The sequence below is a fragment of the Providencia sp. JUb39 genome (assembly GCF_012272845.1).
GTDB lineage: Bacteria > Pseudomonadota > Gammaproteobacteria > Enterobacterales > Enterobacteriaceae > Providencia > Providencia lanzhouensis.
Genome location: NZ_JAAWXD020000001.1, coordinates 3,746,387 through 3,765,783, shown reverse-complemented (window position 1 = coordinate 3,765,783; position 19,397 = coordinate 3,746,387). Strand labels below are relative to the sequence as shown.

Here is a 19,397-nt window from a genome sequence, read left to right as displayed (position 1 = left end):
GGAATAAATACACTCAAAATGTCGCTAAGAGTTTTTCTACAGCAGGAATATCGGCGGATGCCCAATCTACGGTTTTTAACTTTTCTTTAGAAAGCCAAAGAGAACCAATATGTTCTGTAAGTTCTACCGTTCTATTTGGTAATTCAATGACAAAGCAATGCATTGTAATATCAAAGTCAGAGTAGCTATGTTCGATAGTTAATAAAAACTTTGGGTCGGTAATTGTAATTTTTAACTCTTCATTTAGTTCTCTGGTAATTGCTTCAATAAGTGTTTCACCTATTTCTACTTTGCCGCCAGGGAACTCCCATTTATGGCTAATATAATCTAGCTTCGAGAAGCCCCTTTGCACGGCTAGAAACTTATCTTCATTTTTCAGCACAGCAGCGACGACTTCAATATGCTTCCTGATCATTGGTTGTTGGCTTCTAATAATTCTTTATTTCGGTTTTTTAGAGTCTCAATATCTTCGTCATTATTAACGATATGCATTTTCTTGTGGCAGTTAGGGCATAGGGCTACGGTATTTTCACATGTATCATCACCACCTTTGGAAAGCCAAACGATATGATGTGTTTCCAGATAAGGCTCGCCTTTAGTATTTTTAAACGGAGCGGGTTGAAGACAAAGTTGACATTGTCCTTTCGCTAATCTTTTAGCCAACTCAGCGATCCAAATATTTCTCTCATAATTTGTCGATTGTTGCTGATAACAAGTCGCTATTTTTCCATTTCCAGCGGCTAATTTTTGAAGCTCCTCGATAGATAATTTTTTTGCTTTGTGAGCTCTAATATTATCTATGTTGTCTCTATCTTTTTGCTGAACTTGCCGTTCGCCTGAAATTAGTGTCAACGGGAAGATATACACTTTTCTAAGCTTTCCTTGTTCATCAGGTTGTGTTTCTTGATATGGAGCACCGTCAAGAAGAACTTCACCCATATAGGTGTACTCTTGGTCTTTAAATACCTCAAATAGGTGAATGGAAACTCCGTTAGTTCCTGATTCTGCCAAGGTTTTATTTTGTTGAAAGCTTAGGCTTTGATCACCTTTAGTACCCATGCCGGTATAATGAAGCACATTGTTGGACCATCGGTCATCGTAGATAGATTTGATGTGGTTTGAGATAATAATTAAAGTATTTGTTTTGTGTGCACGACGCATACCGCCTTGGGGGCTACATCCAAATATTTCACAGAGCTCTGCATTGTTAATTTTTGTGCCTATTTTTAGATCATTATATTTATACACAATATTCTTTACTCCATTCTTAGCATATTCAGCATTAACAAATCTTGAATAATTACTAGCCCAATTAACTTTTATACTTTACAGGTGATGGTTGAGCATTGGAATAATGTGTATGTTTAATTTTGCAGAATATCTTAACGACTTTGGGTATATGAAAAGCTTTTTTCCTTTAAAAGTTATTGTAACTGTATTATCGGGTTTAAATTAAGGTGAATACTCTATTTATAAATTGCGGTTTATAAGTAGAGGCCGCAGCACGTAATTTCTTGATTGAAATCGTGTTGGCTGAAATATAACCGATCTGTACTTTTCCCTTCTAAAATTGATGCAAAACAAGTTAACAAGCTTCAACCATATTCATTAAGCGCTATCATAGGAAAATCTGTGAAGTATTAAAATATCGCGCGAAGAGTGCTCTCTCAAGCTCGTTATTGATTCTTCTGACTTAAAATAACTATTGAGAAATACCTATGCAGCTTATTACGTTACCACAGGGGCTAGTTCATGATTAGTGGCTTATTTATTGGTCTGCTTTTTGGTGCGCTACTCCAGTCAGGACAATTTTGCTTTGTTTCTGGCTTCAGAAATATTGTTTATCAGAAAAATACGCGTTTTCTTACGGCACTATTGATTGCTATCTCTATTCAAGCGATTGGATTTTTTGCTTTGCAATCAATGGGGTTGATAACGATTCCAGAAGGCACATTACCTGTTACTGCCACAATTATCGGTGGCTTTTTATTTGGTGTAGGCATGGTATTAGCAGGTTGCTGCGGCAGCGGGGCTTGGTTCCGCTCTGGTGAAGGGTTAACAGGAACATGGCTCGCATTATTTGCGTTTATTGTCACGATGGCATCCGCTTGGAAAGGAAGTTTAAAGCATTGGATTGACCCGTTATTAACCCACCCAGCACAGATTGATACCATCGATAAAACATTGAACATCTCTCCGTGGTATCTGGTTGCGATATTAATTATCGTCACGATTGGCTTACTGATTTATCAGCATCGCCACCCGCGCTATTCACCCCCGCCATTAGGAAAATATAAGCAATTGCCCCTTAACTTAACAGCGGTATTTATTGGGATCCTCGGGATTATTGCTTGGTATTTGAGTGCGGAAAGTGGACGTAATTTTGGTTTTGGGATCTCAGTGCCTTCTGCGAATGTGGTTCAATATCTCGTCACTGGTCAGCAGCGTTACCTTAATTGGGGAACCTTATTTGTGATTGGTATTTTGTCAGGCTCCATGATCAGCGCCAAGCTCCGAGGTGAGTTTGCATTAACATTGCCCCCTGACGGGAAAACGGTTGTAAAACGCCTAATGGGTGGAGTTGTGATGGGAATAGGGGCAACACTAGCGGGAGGATGCACCGTCACTAACTCACTGGTGGCAACCGCCTATTTCTCTTGGCAGGGGTGGATCTCAACATTTATGGTGATGGCGGGTGTTTGGCTCACAAGTTATTTCATCAGACCGACACAGTGCAGAATATAGGAAAAAAAATGAAGGCAAAATTAGCCATTTTATTATTATCAGTTTGGTTGTCGGGCTGTGATCAGACCGTAGTAAAAGATATTAGCATTGATGAGTTATCGAAGAATCTAAATAATCCAGATTATCTTATTATCGATACCCGACCAGATAGCCTATTTTTTGGTTTTAAAGATAAAGACGCTGCGCGTGGTGGTCATATACAAGGCGCTATGCAATTTACGACGGGCTGGTTGGACTTTATTGATGAAAATAAATTTACTCACTTTGTGGAAGAAAAAGGAATTACCAAAGAAAAAACACTGGTTTTCTATGATAGCAATTTGGATGATTTAGAGCGTGTCACCGCGGAATTTGCGGCTAAAGGTTATAAGGTACTCGCATTTAAAGAGTTCATTAAATATGCCAATGCAGATTATCCGATGGATAAATATCCCAATTATTGGATGAGTGTTTCACCAAGTTGGGTTAATGCAGCGCTGAAGGGAGAAAAACCAGAAAGCTATACCAGTGACCAAAAACCTGTGATTTTTGAAGTCTCTTGGGGGGATGCGGAGCAGTCAAAATCATATTCTACTCATATTAAGGGTGCCTACCATTTTAATACTGACTGGATTGAAAATGGGCCAGTATGGAACCTATCCGAACCGAATGTGATTGAACATAATTTATTGAAAAATGGCATTCATAAGGATACGCCAGTGGTGGTTTATTCTGAAAACCAGATGGCAGCATTACGCGTATTATGGGCATTAAAATGGGCGGGTGTGGAAGATGTTCGCTTTCTTAATGGCGGCTTAAATGTCTGGGTTGATGCGGAATTACCAACAGAAACCGTGATGAATATACCTGTACCGATTACGGATTTTGGTACCTCTATTCCGGCAAATCCTCAGGTTAACATTTCTATGCCTGCGGAAGCGATACAAGCACAACAAGCGGGATTAAAGCTAATCAGTAATCGTACTTGGGATGAGTATACGGGGAAAATTACGGGGTATGATTATATTCCACGTAAAGGCGAGCCTGCTGGGGCTATCTGGGGATTTGGCGGTAAAAACGCGAACGATATGTCTGACTATTATGATCCTGACGGCACGTTACGTAACCCAGAAGAGATATTTGCTCTTTGGAAAACGCAAGGCATTGAGCCATCAGACCACGTTGCTTTTTATTGTGGTACAGGGTGGAGAGCCAGTGTTTCATGGTTTATGACTCAAATGGCGGGATGGGAAAATAGCCAGATCTATGATGGTGGTTGGAATGCGTGGCAAATGGATCCTGAATTACCGGTACTCAATAATGCGCAGAGTAAAATCACCAAACCAAGCGCATTGAATGACTTTGGCGAAATCGTGAAAAAACCGGGACAATCTTGTAAAAGCTAATCAGGTCTCTGGTTAAACGCTAAAGTGGGGAAATATCATGGTAGAACAATAACTACCATGATATGACCTCAAATTAACTTAGTGCGATGGGTTATTATCTTCTTTTGATTTCTCTTGTTCTAAGACTTCACGATACCAGCGTGGGTGATGTTTTCTTGCCCACCCCCGCGTTACCCAGCCTTCCACCATGCTACGAATTGAGCCTTTGACCCAAAAAGCCGCATAAGCATGAACGATAACGGTAATGATCAACACTATCGCTGATATTGAATGAGCCAGTAGCGCAATTCGGATCACGCCAATAGAAAAATAATCGGCAAAATAAGGTCGCCAGATAATAATGCCACTGACGGTTAAGATAATGAGGCAGAGACTAAGCGCCCAATAAATACCTTTTTGACCAAGATTATAATGACCGATATCGCCAGCTTCTTCATTGCGCAGTACTTTATGAATATTCTTTGCCCAAATAAGATCTTGTTTATCCACAAAGTTATGCTTCAAATACCTGAAAAACATGAAGATAAACATGAACGCCATGAGGCATCCAACAAAGGGATGTAACAGCCGCGATAATTGTGGAGTACCTAAAATATTCATAAACCAATTCAATGAGGGGAAAAAGAATCCCAAACCACTGAATGCCGTAAATACAAAGGCAATGACCACTAGCCAGTGATTAATACGTTCTGACGGAGTATGGCGTAAGATTTCATCACTGTTCTTTTTCATCATGGTTGCTCCTCTTTGTGTTCGGATTGTTCCGTTTTAGAAGCGGCTTCCATATCTTTAAGCGCTTCTTCTTCATCTTCTTTGGTTGTGTGGTTTGGTCCAATACCAAAGTAATGGAAAACCGCCCCCGCAAACGTTGCAGCAAAACCAACAGCAGCAAGCGGTTTCCAGATTCCTTTCCAGAATTTAACCGTTTCACTGATTTCAGGATTTTCAGGCAATCCATGATACAAATTCGGTTTATCTGCATGATGAAGAACATACATGACGTGAGTTCCACCAACTCCTTGTGGATCATAAAGCCCAGCATGTTGATAGCCACGGGTATTCAATTCTGAAACGCGCTCTTGTGCGAGGTTTTTCATATCCTGCTTGCTACCAAAATGGATAGCACCCGTTGGACAGGTTTTTACACAAGCAGGTTCTTGACCAACATCGACACGATCAACGCATAACGTGCACTTATAGGCGCGGTTATCATCCTGATTGATGCGAGGCACATCAAATGGGCAACCTGCAATACAATAACCACAGCCAATGCAATGTTCAGATTGGAAATCAACAATTCCATTCGCATATTGCACAATAGCCCCTTCTGCTGGGCAGGCCTTTAAACATCCGGGATCTGCACAGTGCATGCAGCCATCTTTACGAATTAACCACTCTAGCTTGCCGTTTTCTTCAACTTCAGAAAAACGCATAACAGTCCATGATTTTGCTGTTAAATCAATAGGGTTATCATAAACACCGATATTCGTACCGACTTTGTCCCGAATATCGTTCCACTCTGAACACGCAACTTGGCAAGCTTTACAACCAATACAGATTGTCACATCAATGAGTTTTGCAACTTCTTCCTGATAATCACGAACTTGAGGCGCAGGCGTTAAGGAGTTAGTCGCAGAGCGACGGATAATATTTTGAGATTGCATTGACATAATTTCTCCTTAGGCTTTTTCAACATTGACTAAAAACGCTTTATATTCAGGGGTGAATGCATTTGCATCACCAACTGATGGCGTCAATGTGTTAGCGAGGAAACCTTTCTGTGTTGCCCCCTCAAAGCCCCAGTGACACGGAATGCCAATGGTTTCGACGACTTTTCCATTAATCGTGAGCGGTCGAATGCGTTTGGTGACGACCGCTTTGGCTTTAATAAAACCGCGTTTGGCGCTGACTCGGACTTCGTCACCTTGTTGAATACCTTTTTGTAAGGCTAGCTGTTCGCCAATCTCAATAAACTGATCTGGCTGCGCGATGGCATTGATCAGAGAATGTTTTGTCCAGTGGCGAAATAGCTCGGTGATGGAATAGGTTGTTGCCACATACGGAAAATCTTTGGCGTTACCTAAATGGTCAGCATCATAGCTATACAGCCGAGCAACGGGGTTACGAGAAACCGCGGAGTGCAATAAATTATGTTCTACTGGTGATTCAAAGGGTTCATAGAATTCGGGGAATGGGCCATCGGCCATTTTATCCACGGCAAATAAGCGGCCAACGCCTTCAGGTTGCATAATAAAGGGACCAACACCACTGTCTGGTGGCGCGTTACTAAAATCGGGAACATCAAATCCTCCCCATTTTGTGCCATCCCATTTAATCAGTTGTCGATTTTCATCCCACGGTTTACCACTTGGATCAACGGATGCGCGATTATAAAGTACTCGACGATTTTGGGGCCAAGCAAACGCCCAACCCGGCGTACAACCTAATCCGGATGGATCAGCGTTATCGCGGTTTGCCATTTGGTTGCCTTTTTCTGTCCAGCAACCGGAATAAACCCAACAAAAGCTGGAAGTAGAACCGTCAGATTTCAGTTGATGAAAACCATCAATCTGTTGACCTTTCTTCAGTAATAATTTGCCGGAATCATCAAAGATATCTTGCATTGCTTGACCATTCGCTTCTCTAGCGACCTCTTCGGGTTGAGGATCATAAGGGTCAATATAGTTCCAAGAGAGATTCATCAACGGTTCAGGACAAACGCCGCCTTCTTCACGATAAAGTTGGCGTAAGCGCATTAATAAATGCCCAAGAATTTTACCGTCATGCCATGCTTGAGCTGGTGGGCGGGCACCCGCCCAGTGCCATTGTAACCAACGACCAGAGTTTGCTATCGAGCCGTTTTCTTCAGCAAAGCAAGATGAAGGGAGGCGGAAAACTTCAGTTTGGATATCTGCGGTAGTGACATCATTCATTTCGCCATGGTTTTGCCAGAAGTTAGAAGATTCAGTCACCAGTGGGTCGATGATGACTAAATATTTGAGCTTGGCGAGCGCTGCACTACTTTTATTTTTATCAGGGAAAGCCGCTAAAGGGTTAAAACCTTGAACAATATAGCCATTCATTTTCCCATCAATCATCATCTGGGTTTGAGCCATAATATCGTAGCTTTTATCCCACTTCGGTAGCCAGTGATAGCCCCACTCATTACTTGCTGTCGCACTATCCCCCCAAAAACTTTTCATTAAGCTAATAAAAAAGTCGGGTGTCCTTTTCCAGTAGTTGACTTGGTCTGGCACAATTGCGCTTGGGGTGATTTGTGACAAATAGGTTTGTAGCGAAGTTTGTTTTTCATTCGGCAAAGGCATATAGCCCGGAAGATTTAAAGATAACAACCCTAAATCGCTATAACCTTGAATATTTGAGTGTCCTCGTAACGCATTGACGCCACCACCAGGCATTCCCACATTACCCAGTAACAGTTGGATCATACCTGCGGTACGGATAGTTTGAGCGCCACCAGTATGGTGTGTCCATCCGAGTGCATACAAAATCGTGGCGGTGCGGTTGTTGACTGAGGTTGATGCAAGTTGCTCACAAATATAAATAAAATCTTCAATTGGCGTGCCACATAACGTCGTCACCATTTCTGGCGTATAGCGGGCTACGTGCTGTTTCAATAAATTCCAGACACAGCGTGGGTGCTGAAGAGATTTATCTTTTAGAGCATGACCATTTTCATCCGTTTCATAGTGCCAAGAACTACGATCGTATTGTTGGTTATCTTTATCAAAGCCACTAAAGAGACCATCGTTAAACTGATAATCTTCACGAACGATTAAAGGTGCGTTGGTATAGGCTTTCACATACTCATGTTGGATTTTATCATTTTCAATGAGATAGCGGATAACGCCTAATAAAAATGCGGTATCAGAACCTGCACGAATAGGGGAGTACAAATCTGCGACGGAGGCACTACGGTTAAAACGTGGGTCAACCACAATGACTTTGGCATTATTTTTAATTTTGGCTTCGATAACCCACTTAAAACCAACTGGATGCGCTTCCGCGGGATTGCCACCCATGATTAAAACTACGTTGGCATTTTTAATGTCGACCCAGTTATTGGTCATGGCGCCACGACCAAAAGTAGGGGCAAGTGCCGAAACAGTCGGTGCGTGACAAAGTCTGGCTTGGCAATCGATGGCTAACATACCGAGTGACCGCGAAAATTTATTATCGAGGATACCGGTTTCATTACTCGCCGCAGATGAACACAACATACCCGTTGTCAGCCAGCGGTTAACTTCTTGGCCTTTTTCATTGTGAGTCACGAAGTTATCGTCGCGATCTTTTTTCATTAATCGCGCAATTTTATCTATCGCTTCATCCCATGAAATTCGCTCCCATTTATCGGAACCTGCTTTGCGATACTCAGGGTATTTTAAGCGGTTTTCACTATGAATATAGTCGATAAGACCGGCACCTTTTGGGCATAGAGAGCCTCGGCTAACCGGATGGTCTGGGTCACCTTCGATATGGTAAATGGATTTATCTACATTCTTGGCGCCGTCACCTAGGCTGTACATCAAGATGCCACAGCCCACTGAGCAGTAAGTGCAGTTATTTCGGGTTTCTATTGAGCGTAATAGTTTATATTGGCGAGTGCTTGCAAAGGATACATTAGGGGCAAAACCGAGTAGTGCAGCAGAGGTTCCAGCCATGCCACCCGCACAAATTTTAAAAAAAGACCGTCGACTGACTTGCATCAGCGTCTCCTTGTAAATTGATTAGAAATACCAAGGTTAGGCAGTTAAAAAAACAGCCTATCCAGAGTGGGTTTTCATTTTTCAATCATTCAAGACAGACCTGAGCATCATAAGAACTCAATGTAATGAACTACAACATAAAATGATGGGAGCGAATTATAAAGGTTAAAAAAAATAAATCCATATTAATAATATGGTCATACCCACACATAAAAAACAACATATTATTTAACCAATAATAATCAAAAAGTGATCGTGAAATAGCGTTTTAGTCACTATTTATCTTCTTAAAAATAGGGGTAAGTTAGTTATTTAATTTTTTTAAAATTTCCCCATCGTCATTACTGTTGAGCAACTCTTCTGAAGAGAAACCAAAGCGATTTGCACCTTATTGATGCAAACCGCTTTTTATCGATCCCAAATACGAAACTAATACATATACTTAATACCAAACATTGCTTGAGTATCACTGTAGCCGGAATCGCCGAGTTGCTGAGAAACGTTCCCCCACAGGTTCAAGTTCGAGTTAATCTGGCCTTCAATACCGATTTTCACTTCCCCAATATTGCGGGTGCCGGCAATATTAAACTGCTCGCCATTCATCTTCACGCCATACTGTTTGCTGTTATAAATCCAGTTAGTTTCGACAAAAGGCTCAAAGTTGCGACCTTTACCTTCATCAATGGCATTGTGGCCATGTAGGTAAGCCCGTAATCCCAGACGCGTACGAATATTGTTCTCTCCGCTGCTACTGACGAGGGTGCCATTGGCTTCGGTATGGTCATTCGCTTTCACACCTTGCCACGTCACTTGCGCTTTAGGTTGCAGATAGAAAGTATTGACCATCTCATTGGTGGTGTATTCCCCCATTTTGAAGGTATAACCGGACTCTACAGAAGCCGTCATGCCTCGGGATTTATATTTTTCGGTGGCAAGCTGATGACCATTAACCTCATGATCAAACCAGTTATACAGCGCCCAAGTATCGACATATAACCCAGATTTATCGGCTTCATTCGTATACCAAGTACCGTAAAGCCCTACGCTGTAACCACTTGTATTACCTTTGGAATCATAGCCATTACGGTGATTTTTGGTTTTGCTGTTTTGGTGAGCGTATCCCGCCATCACACCCACATGGTAACGATTAAGCCCATCGGTCGACCAATCGGCAACATCACCACCCAATTGGATAACGTAACGGTTATCCCGTGTATTTAGCGATCCTTGCGCCACTTGGGAACGGTTAAAGCCACCTACATTGCGTAGCCACATCGAGGTCACTTTGGTTTCGCCCGTTAACGCATCTGTATACTGAGTCTCCCCCAAACGGTCATGAAGTCGCAGATCAAACAGAGTATTGGCAGCTTGCATATTACTGATGTAAGTCCCCACTTCTGGTCGAGGTGGCGGTTTAACAGGGTTGACAGGTTTCACGGGGTCAACAGGTTTCACCGGGTCAACGGGGTCAACGGGGTCAACGGGGTCGACAGGGTCAACAGGGTCGACAGGGTCAACAGGGTCAACAGGGTCGACAGGGTCAACGGGGTCGACAGGGTCAACAGGGTCAACAGGGTCGACAGGGTCAACAGGGTCAACAGGGTCAACAGGGTCGACAGGGTCAACGGGGTCGACAGGGTCAACAGGGTCAACAGGGTCAACAGGGTCAACAGGGTCAACAGGGTCAACAGGGTCAACAGGGTCAACAGGGTCAACAGGGTCAACGGGGTCAACAGGGTCAACAGGGTCAACAGGGTCGACAGGGTCGACAGGGTCAACGGGGTCGACAGGGTCAACAGGGTCAACAGGGTCAACAGGGTCAACAGGGTCAACAGGGTCAACAGGGTCAACAGGGTCGACAGGGTCGACAGGGTCGACAGGGTCAATAGGGTCAACCGGCGGCTCCACATAAAAACTGGTTAAATACCAGTTTTTATAATTCGTACCTAGAACATAGCCACCGCGCAGTAGCGTGTAATCATAAGCGCCCGCAACAATACGTCCGCTTTGCTTAAACTCCCCAAGGGAGCGACCTACAACGGTAATCAGTTCAATGCCTTTTTCAGTTTGTGCGCCTTTTCCATGAATATTATTAACATAAACCGTGGTATTACCGGTGCTATCACCATTGATGATTAATTTATCTGTTTTTGAATCATCGCCACCCAGTTCAGTATTGAAATAGAGAGAACCATTATCAGCCTTATAACCATTAAGAATATTCAAATGCGTTTGTGTTTGGTTGTCCCCAGAAAGCTTAACGACTCCACGGTTATCTAGTGATGAAATTGTTTGGCCAAATCCATTGAGGTCAAACTGGCTGAAGTTTTTAACATCGACACGGCTTCCAAAGGCGTTTTGATTGCCCGCTTTTAATGCGCCATTGTTGATAACTACAATCCCACTATGCAGGTTATTATCTCCCGCAAACGTGATGGTATTGGTATTGTTCTTCACCACATTGATGGTATTAATCAGATTCGGGGCAAAATCATTATTATTTTGATAATTGAACACTAATCCAGCCTGCATAGGGAGTTTATCGCTATCAAACTGGTAGTTATTTTTGCCGGTAAAGCCTTCTATACTCTCGGTATTTAATTCACCCGCTAGACCACCATCACCATGATAAATAACGGCATTAAAGTAATTACTGTCTTTATTTAAGTTGATCTTGCGGGTGGTGACGTTCCCGCCAGCCAGCAGATTGAGGGTACTTTTCCCTAAAATACTTGGGAGAAGCTTTGTTTTACCAAGGGTTATCTCTTCGGCAGAGACCATGCCACCGTCTGCAATGGTGATTTCATGGTTGACATTATCCCCTAAAATAAGGTGGTTTTGAGCGGTGATTTTTGATTGTTCACCAGTCACGATTACGGTTGGATGCGGCGAGTTGATGGCGTAAGGGTCAACCGTTGCGGAATCTCCCGTACCCAAAGTGATATTTTTGGCGTTTATTTCAGCGCCATCTTCGACAGTTAATAAGCTTCGTAAATTTCCTCCTGTCGTAAAATTTTCAGCGACATCAATCGATGAGTCTTGACCTGAAATTAATAAGGAGACAGGGGAATTATCACTCCACACTTTATGTACACCGGCATGAAAGTTTTTAGCTTTAATTTTACCGCCAGACAAAATATTCAATTCACTGGGGGTATCTGGCTCGGCATTTCCAAAGTTTTTGGCAAAGTAAACGTCTTCTTTAACGTTTAATAATCCGTTATTTTTGATATTTAAAACCGTTTTTAGTGATGCTTCGTCATAGTTTATGTCCATATCATGCATGACGACATTTTCAGCTTCGATAACACCGTCGTTATCGATATTGATTGTGACAACGCCGATTGGGAATCGATTACTGTCAAATGAGGAGGCTATTAAATCTTGATTGACCTTTAAGATGGAGCCTTTGCCATCGACATTTAAGGTATATTGCCCTTCCTCGTCTAGATTGGTGCCCCGATAATTACCCATAGAAAATTTATCGGTATAAACTTGAGCGCCATTAATAATATCAATACCTGACTTTGAGGGGGTTTTTGTGTATCGGGTATGAAGGTTGATAACACCAAGGTTCAAGGTATTTTTGTTATTCCAGATAGAATTGCTACCTGAAACTGTCACACTCCCGGATTCCCCAAAAAAATCAGTGATCACTGTGCTATTGGTTTCTAGTGTTCCAGATTTAAGAATGATTTTTCCGTTTCTTATATATAAATCATTAAGATCAAAAACTTTATCTTTATCATCAAACTCTTTGATTTCACCATATGTAATGGTAGTGGCATTACTGGTTGAGGCCATTAGAAGTAGCAGCAGATAATTCGCTGTGTAATAACGCTTTTTATTTTTCATGTGAAACCATCCTTGACGTTTAATTTTTATAAATTAAATCAAGTTATTAGCAATGTAATGATGCCCAGCGAGCTGTTAGGCTACTGATGCAGTTACGGGAATATTTAAATTATTTTTAAGCTCTTATAATTAAATTAATGAGCATTGATTTTATTGGTGAATTTTTTAGCCTTTAATAAAGTTGTCTAAATTGGACTGATTAAGTGAGAAAGTTAATGACAATGTTATCGTTTGGAACTGTATGTCTAATTTATAATTCGAATAACTATAATAGGTATAAAGAATACTTATTTTGTATTAGAACTATAATTTCGAGAACTATAATCAAGCTAGTTATTATTTTCCAAGTGTTTTATTCAAGGATTAACACTCGTGATCCTTTTATCTAAATTAATAAAATAAATGGTTTTTAATTTTGAAAGTGGAATTAAAACGGTTTTTTAATCCTAATGTTAAGAGTGAGAATGATTCTTTGTCATTGATTTACGTTAAGATAATTCTTAATTAAGATTTGTTTTATCTACGTGATTTTTTAATTAAGTGATTTGTTTTTATCCGTTCTGGTATTACCAGTTTTATTTTTTAACGATAATGAAAATATATTATTTCTTTTTTTAATGGGTTTTTTTGATAGGTTTAAATATTAATAAAAAGATATGAAAAATAATTTCTTGATTATTATTTTTATATGAAAACTAAATTCTTTTATGATTTATAAAATATTTTCATTGCTACTGAATACTTTTCTCCATTGCATCGGGCTAACCCCAAATTTATCTTTAAATACTTGCCTCTCTGTTTTATTGAATAAGAACCTGTTGAACCTTTCCTCCATCGTCATTACTGTCGAACCCCCCCCCCGGAAAACCCCAACCAACTGATAAACAACAATATTATTTCTGGCACAAAAAATGCTTAGGTGTCTGCAACAAACTTAAGATCCGACTGATTTTATTGGAGGGGAAAGCGAATGAATCGCTTTGTAATTGCAGACCCACAACTGTGTATCGGATGTAACACTTGTATGGCGGCGTGCTCAGAAACGCATAAAACCCAAGGATTACAAACATATCCGAGACTGAAGGTGGTCAAAGTTGGCGAGCTAACCGCACCGATGCTCTGTCGTCAATGTGACGATGCTCCGTGTGCGCGTGTGTGTCCGGTCAATGCCATCACCCACGAAAATGACATGATTGTGTTGAATGAAAGCCTGTGCATTGGCTGCAAACTGTGTGGTTTGGTATGCCCATTTGGGGCAATCACACCGTCAGGCAGCAAACCAGTAGATGCACCTGATTTCTTTGAACAATATGTCCCAAAAGAGATGCTATTAGATGTGCCAGATAGCCTCCCAACCATGAACCCTTTCCTGGCGTGGAACGCAGGGATCCGCAATGTCGCCGTGAAATGTGACCTGTGTGATTTCAGTGACGAAGGGCCAGCTTGCGTCAAAGTCTGCCCAACCGATGCCCTCCATCTGGTGGAAGAACACCAACTCGAAAACGAAAGTGCCAAACGACGCAGCGCATCTGTCGATGCCATGCCGCCAGAGTTCGACATTTTTGTTGCTGATCGGGAGAACCCATAATGACACCTCTTCAGTTACTTTTATGGTCGGTGATTTTCTACGCGGTAGGTGGCGTTGTTTCGTTGCTCTTTAAACGCCAAGAAAAGCTCGCCATTTATGTCGCGGGAATTGCTGCCATGATCGGCGGCGTGCTGGGCTTATGCAGCTCAATTCCGGTGCTAATGAGCGGGGAAGTGCTTACTTACCTGTCCCAAGGCCCATTCCCGTTCGCCAATTTTGTCGTGAGGTTCGATAGCCTCGCCGCCTTTATGGTGATGGTGATTTCGCTGCTGGTGACCGTCAGCGCCTTATATTCCTTAAACTATGTTCAGGAATATTGCGGTCGCGGCGCGTGGAGCATGGGGTTCTTCCTGAACCTGTTTATCGCTTCGATGGTGGCCTTGGTGGTGATGGACAACGCCTTTTACTTCATCATCCTGTTTGAAATGATGTCACTGGCTTCCTGGTTCTTAGTGATTGCCGACCAAGATGACAAATCCATCCGCGCGGGTCTGCTGTACTTCTTTATTGCCCACGCCGGTTCGATTTTAATTATGATCGCCTTCTTCTTAATGTGGCGTGAAAGTGGCAGCTTAGATTTTGATTCCTTCCGCCAGCTTTCACTTTCACCAGCGATGGCATCCATTGTTTTCTTATTGGGATTTTTTGGCTTTGGCGCCAAAGCAGGGATGCTCCCACTTCACAGCTGGTTACCGCAAGCTCACCCCGCAGCACCGTCTCATGCGTCAGCATTAATGTCTGGTGTAATGGTAAAAATCGGTATCTTCGGGATTATCAAAGTAGGTATCGACTTACTCGGTGCCACTCAAGGCTGGTGGGGCATTGTGGTACTAGCATTCGGTGCAGTCTCCTCGGTTCTTGGGGTTATGTACGCACTGGCTGAGCACGACATCAAACGCTTACTCGCATGGCACACCGTCGAAAATATCGGGATTATCTTGATGGGGGTTGGTGTGGCGATGGTCGGCATGGCAAACAATATGCCAGTGCTTGCGACCATTGGTTTGCTCGGTGCGATTTACCACTTGCTTAACCACGCCGTATTCAAAGGCTTACTGTTCCTTGGTGCGGGCGCCGTGATCTACCGTGTTCATACCCGCGATATGGAAAAAATGGGCGGCTTAGCCAAATTAATGCCACTGACCGCAACCGCGTTTTTAATCGGCTGTATGGCGATTTCCGCGCTGCCACCACTCAACGGCTTTGTCAGTGAGTGGTACACCTACCAATCGCTATTCTCCATGAGTCACGAAGGCACTTTTATTATGCGCATCAGCGGTCCAATCGCCATTGTGATGTTAGCCATCACCGGGGCATTGGCGGCAATGTGTTTTGTGAAAGTGTACGGCGTCAGTTTTTGCGGTGGTGCTCGCAGTGAGCAAGCCACTCATGCTCGCGAAGTGCCATGGACAATGACCGCCGCGATGCTGATTTTAGCCGCTATCTGTGTGATTTTAGGTGTAGGCGCGACCTATATCGCTCCGGTCTTAGCCAACGTGGCAATGTCCCTGACACACGCCACCGATATCACTGTGGCGCAAGGGGCGATGCTGGTACCAAACAGCGCATCTCAAGCGATGATTTCACCAGCCATGACCTTGATCCTGTTGCTAGCGCTGCCAATCATTCCACTGATTATCTACATGGTATTTAAAGGCAAACAGCTCGACGCGCGCCGTAAAGGGGACGCATGGGCGTGTGGTTATGCGTGGGAAAAAGAGATGTCGGTATCAGCGGGGGGCTTTACCCAGCCGCTGCGTTCTATGTTTGCGCCGCTGTATCGCCTGCGTACTCAGCTCGACCCTTCAGCGCGTTTAGCGCAAACCTTAGAAGTGACGAAAGAGGGGGCAGGGAAGGTAGAACCGTTCTGGGATGAAAAAATTATCTACCCGCTGGTTCGTGTGATTAACCGAATAGCAAAACGCATGCAATGCCTACAAGGCGGGGACTTCAGGCTCTATTGCCTATATGTGGTCGCGGCCTTGATCGTGCTGCTTGTTGTGATTGCGGCGTAAGGAGAGAAACCATGTCGATTCAAGAAACACCCACATTGATGACAGGGATCTTCGCCGTCGTTCAAGCCGTGGTTTTACTGCTGCTGACGCCGCTGTTCACGGGGATCTCTCGTCAAATTCGCGCCAAAATGCACTCTCGCCAAGGTCCCGGAATTTGGCAAGATTACCGCGACATCATCAAATTGATGACTCGCCAATCTGTGGCGCCGCGCGACTCTGGCATTATCTTTCGCATCATGCCGTATGTGCTGCTGAGCAGCATGTTGCTGCTAGCGATGGCATTGCCAGTGGTCACGAACACGTCACTGTTTAGTGGCGCAGCCGACATCATTATCGTGCTGTATATCTTCGCGTTATTCCGCTTTTTCTTCTCACTTTCCGGTCTCGATACCGGCAGCCCATTTGCGGGTATCGGTGCGAGCCGTGAACTGACACTTGGCGTACTAGTGGAACCGACGTTATTCCTCGGCTTGCTAGTTGTGGCTCTGATTGCTGGCTCTACCAATATTGGCACCATCAGCGCCACGATGAGTGAAGGCTGGGTGTCTCCAACTGCCACGTTATTAGCGCTACTCGCTTGCGGATTCGCGACATTTATTGAGATGGGCAAAATCCCATTCGACGTGGCAGAAGCGGAGCAAGAATTGCAAGAAGGTCCATTAACCGAATACTCCGGTTCAGGATTCGCGATGGTGAAACTGGGCATTGGTCTGAAACAAGTGGTCGTTGCGGTTCTGTTCCTGTCGATTTTCTTCCCATTCGGCAATGCCAGTGTCTTTACCGTTGGCGGCGTATTGTTAGCGATGGGATTACTGCTAGTGAAATTACTGGTGATTTTCGTGCTGGCGTCGCTGGTCGAAAACAGTCTGGCTCGTGGTCGTTTCTTATTAACGCACCATGTGACTTGGTTAGGATTCGGTGTTGCGGCACTCGGATTCGTCTTCTACCTCACCGGTCTATAAGGAGCGACGAAGCATGTTAGAGAATATTGCACTAGCAACCTTGATAATCCCGTTCATCGGGGCGTTGCTGGTCAGTGTGCTACCCACCCGTCTAGCACCGTGGCTAAGTACCTTAGTGGCGTTGCTGGCCTCTTTGGGAACAGCGGCACTAGGCTGGCTCTATTTAGACGGCGGTAAGGTCGCCACCACACTGGAGTTAATTCAGACGGGTGATGTCGCGCTGTTCGGTTTTACTGTTGATGGAGTGAGCACGCTGATTGCGTTTGCGGTCGTGTTCCTCGGCTTCTTGATTTGCCTCTACTCAACGGGGTATCTCACTGAAGGAAACCGTGAGCACGCTCATGGACCCACTCGTCGCTACTACGCTTTCTTACTGATCTTTATCGGTGCGATGGCAGGGGTTGTGCTCTCTTCCACTATCTTAGGGCAGTTAGTGTTCTTCGAAATTACCGGTGGATGTTCTTGGGCGCTCATTGGTTACTACCAAACTGAAAAATCCCAGCGTTCAGCGATGAAAGCTTTGCTGATTACCCATGTGGGCTCACTCGGCTTATACATGGCGGCAGCAACCCTGTTTATCAGTACGGGTACCTTTGCCTTGAGCGCCATTGACCGTTTGAGTGAATCTCAAAGCCTGATCGTGTTCGGCGGTATTTTGTTTGCAGCATGGGGTAAATCAGCCCAGTTACCACTGCAAGCCTGGCTACCCGATGCGATGGAAGCCCCAACCCCAGTTAGTGCTTACTTACACGCCGCCTCCATGGTGAAAGTGGGTGTGTATATCTTTGCCCGTGGCTTGATGTCTTCTACCCATGTGCCAGAAATCATTGGCTGGGTGGGTGTCGTGATGGCGGTCATTACGTTGGTGTATGGCTTTATGATGTACCTGCCGCAGAAAGATATGAAACGTCTGCTGGCATGGTCAACCATCACGCAGCTGGCGTATATCTTCCTCGCTTTATCCTTATCCGTTTTCGGTTCCAAAGAAGCCTTCGATGGCGGTATCGCGTATATCTTCAACCACGCTTTTGCGAAAAGCCTGTTCTTCTTAGTGGCAGGTGCGCTGAGTTATAGCTGCGGTACCCGTATGCTGCCGCGCTTACGTGGTTTAGCAAAACGCTATCCATTGCTCGGTGTGGGCTTCTGTGTGGCGGCACTCGCCATCGCAGGTGTTCCACCATTGAATGGCTTCTTCAGTAAATTCCCTATCTTTGCAGCGGGCTTCGCGCTGTCGGAACAGTTCTGGGTATTAACGCCAATTATGGTGTTGGTACTGATTGAATCTGTCGCGAGCTTTGCATGGTTACTGTACTGGTTCGGCAAAGTGGTTCCGGGTGAACCTAGCGAAGAAGTGGCAAACGGCAGCGCAGTTCCTTGGGCAATGCAGTGGGTTATCGGCTTACTGATCGTGATGTCCTTCTGTTCTAGTGTTATTGCCGTCATCTGGCTCGGTTAAGGGAGAGAAAGTATGACTGGTTCAATGATTGTAAATAATTTAGCAGGGCTGATGATGATCACGTCTCTGCTGGTGATCGGCGCGAAAAAGCCGGTGGTCTCTTGTTGGTTTTATGCGTTGCAGTCGCTGGTGTTAGTGGCGATTTTCGGCACGCTTTCTTACACCTTAAATGCACCTGAATTGGCAATGTGGGCAGGTACCGCGTTTGCCACCAAAGTGGTTTTGGTTCCGCTGATTATGGGCTACGCCTTCCGAAAATTGTCTGACCCAACCGCGAACGGCGGGGTGATTAGCCCAGCTTGGTTGATGTTAGCAGCAGCGGTGATTGTGGTGCTGTGCTGGTTTGTGGTCGAGCCAATTAAATTGCCGTTGGCGGCGGATTTAAAACCTGCATTAGCGGTTTCTCTTGGGCATTTTATGTTGGGGCTGCTGTGTATAGTGACTCAACGCAATATTCTCAAGCAAGCCTTTGGTTACTGCCTCATGGAAAATGGCTCCCACCTAACCCTCGCGTTACTGGCGTATAAAGCCCCTGAGCTGGTGGAAATTGGTATCGCCACAGACGCCATATTTGCGGTGATCATTATGGCGGTATTGGCTCGTAAAATTTATCGCACGCTCAACACACTGAACGTGGATCAACTGACCGCGCTGAAGGGGTGAT

At 44.2% G+C, this 19,397-nt stretch carries 13 protein-coding genes; 7 read left to right on the top strand and 6 right to left on the bottom strand.

The window, feature by feature from the left end; translation table 11 throughout:
- Positions 1-13: 13 nt before the first annotated feature.
- Together HFU86_RS17420 and HFU86_RS20005 are read right to left on the bottom strand one after the other, a co-directional pair.
- On the bottom strand, positions 14-415 hold the full coding sequence (locus HFU86_RS17420; RefSeq protein WP_132496411.1) for a (deoxy)nucleoside triphosphate pyrophosphohydrolase: 402 nt from the start codon (positions 413-415) through the stop codon (positions 14-16).
- Entirely contained in the window at positions 412-1,248 is an 837-nt protein-coding gene (locus tag HFU86_RS20005) for an HNH endonuclease (RefSeq protein ID WP_222717626.1), read from the bottom strand. Before HFU86_RS20005 ends, HFU86_RS17420 begins: the two co-directional genes overlap by 4 nt.
- A 504-nt stretch (positions 1,249-1,752) precedes the next feature.
- Between HFU86_RS20005 and HFU86_RS17410 the strand changes: the two genes are divergently transcribed.
- Positions 1,753-2,745 carry a YeeE/YedE family protein gene (locus HFU86_RS17410; RefSeq protein ID WP_187129738.1) on the top strand — a complete coding sequence of 331 codons (993 nt, stop codon included), beginning with the start codon at positions 1,753-1,755 and terminating at the stop codon, positions 2,743-2,745.
- A gap of 8 nt (positions 2,746-2,753) precedes the next feature.
- Positions 2,754-4,130, top strand: coding sequence for a rhodanese-like domain-containing protein (locus tag HFU86_RS17405; protein ID WP_187129737.1), 1,377 nt, complete (start codon positions 2,754-2,756; stop codon positions 4,128-4,130).
- 78 nt (positions 4,131-4,208) lie between these two features.
- Here HFU86_RS17405 and fdoI read toward each other — a convergent pair whose 3' ends face one another.
- The 4 genes from fdoI to HFU86_RS17385 form a co-directional block, all read right to left on the bottom strand.
- Positions 4,209-4,865, bottom strand: coding sequence for a formate dehydrogenase cytochrome b556 subunit (gene fdoI / locus HFU86_RS17400; RefSeq protein WP_036949167.1), 657 nt, complete (start codon positions 4,863-4,865; stop codon positions 4,209-4,211).
- Entirely contained in the window at positions 4,862-5,800 is a 939-nt protein-coding gene (fdxH, locus tag HFU86_RS17395) for a formate dehydrogenase subunit beta (protein WP_036949168.1), read from the bottom strand. The genes fdoI and fdxH overlap by 4 nt, the downstream gene beginning before the upstream one ends.
- A gap of 9 nt (positions 5,801-5,809) precedes the next feature.
- Entirely contained in the window at positions 5,810-8,857 is a 3,048-nt protein-coding gene (gene fdnG, locus HFU86_RS17390; RefSeq protein ID WP_187129736.1) for a formate dehydrogenase-N subunit alpha, read from the bottom strand.
- A gap of 429 nt (positions 8,858-9,286) precedes the next feature.
- The gene (locus HFU86_RS17385; RefSeq protein WP_255426004.1) at positions 9,287-12,712 is read right to left on the bottom strand and encodes an autotransporter outer membrane beta-barrel domain-containing protein; all 3,426 of its coding nucleotides are present in this window, start codon (positions 12,710-12,712) and stop codon (positions 9,287-9,289) included.
- Between the two features lie 970 nt (positions 12,713-13,682).
- Here HFU86_RS17385 and HFU86_RS17380 point away from each other — a divergent pair.
- The 5 genes from HFU86_RS17380 to hyfE are packed head-to-tail and all read left to right on the top strand — an operon-like array spanning position 13,683 to position 19,396.
- On the top strand, positions 13,683-14,300 hold the full coding sequence (locus HFU86_RS17380; protein WP_187129735.1) for a 4Fe-4S dicluster domain-containing protein: 618 nt from the start codon (positions 13,683-13,685) through the stop codon (positions 14,298-14,300).
- Positions 14,300-16,315 carry a hydrogenase 4 subunit B gene (gene hyfB / locus HFU86_RS17375; RefSeq protein ID WP_187129734.1) on the top strand — a complete coding sequence of 672 codons (2,016 nt, stop codon included), beginning with the start codon at positions 14,300-14,302 and terminating at the stop codon, positions 16,313-16,315. Before HFU86_RS17380 ends, hyfB begins: the two co-directional genes overlap by 1 nt.
- A gap of 11 nt (positions 16,316-16,326) precedes the next feature.
- Positions 16,327-17,277 carry a respiratory chain complex I subunit 1 family protein gene (locus HFU86_RS17370; RefSeq protein WP_132496418.1) on the top strand — a complete coding sequence of 317 codons (951 nt, stop codon included), beginning with the start codon at positions 16,327-16,329 and terminating at the stop codon, positions 17,275-17,277.
- A gap of 13 nt (positions 17,278-17,290) precedes the next feature.
- Positions 17,291-18,733, top strand: a complete 1,443-nt coding sequence (locus HFU86_RS17365; RefSeq protein ID WP_036949173.1) for a hydrogenase 4 subunit D — start codon at positions 17,291-17,293, stop codon at positions 18,731-18,733.
- A gap of 12 nt (positions 18,734-18,745) precedes the next feature.
- Positions 18,746-19,396: a hydrogenase 4 membrane subunit gene (gene hyfE, locus HFU86_RS17360; protein ID WP_006658444.1), complete on the top strand. Its 651-nt coding sequence runs from the start codon at positions 18,746-18,748 to the stop codon at positions 19,394-19,396.
- Position 19,397 lies beyond the last annotated feature (1 nt).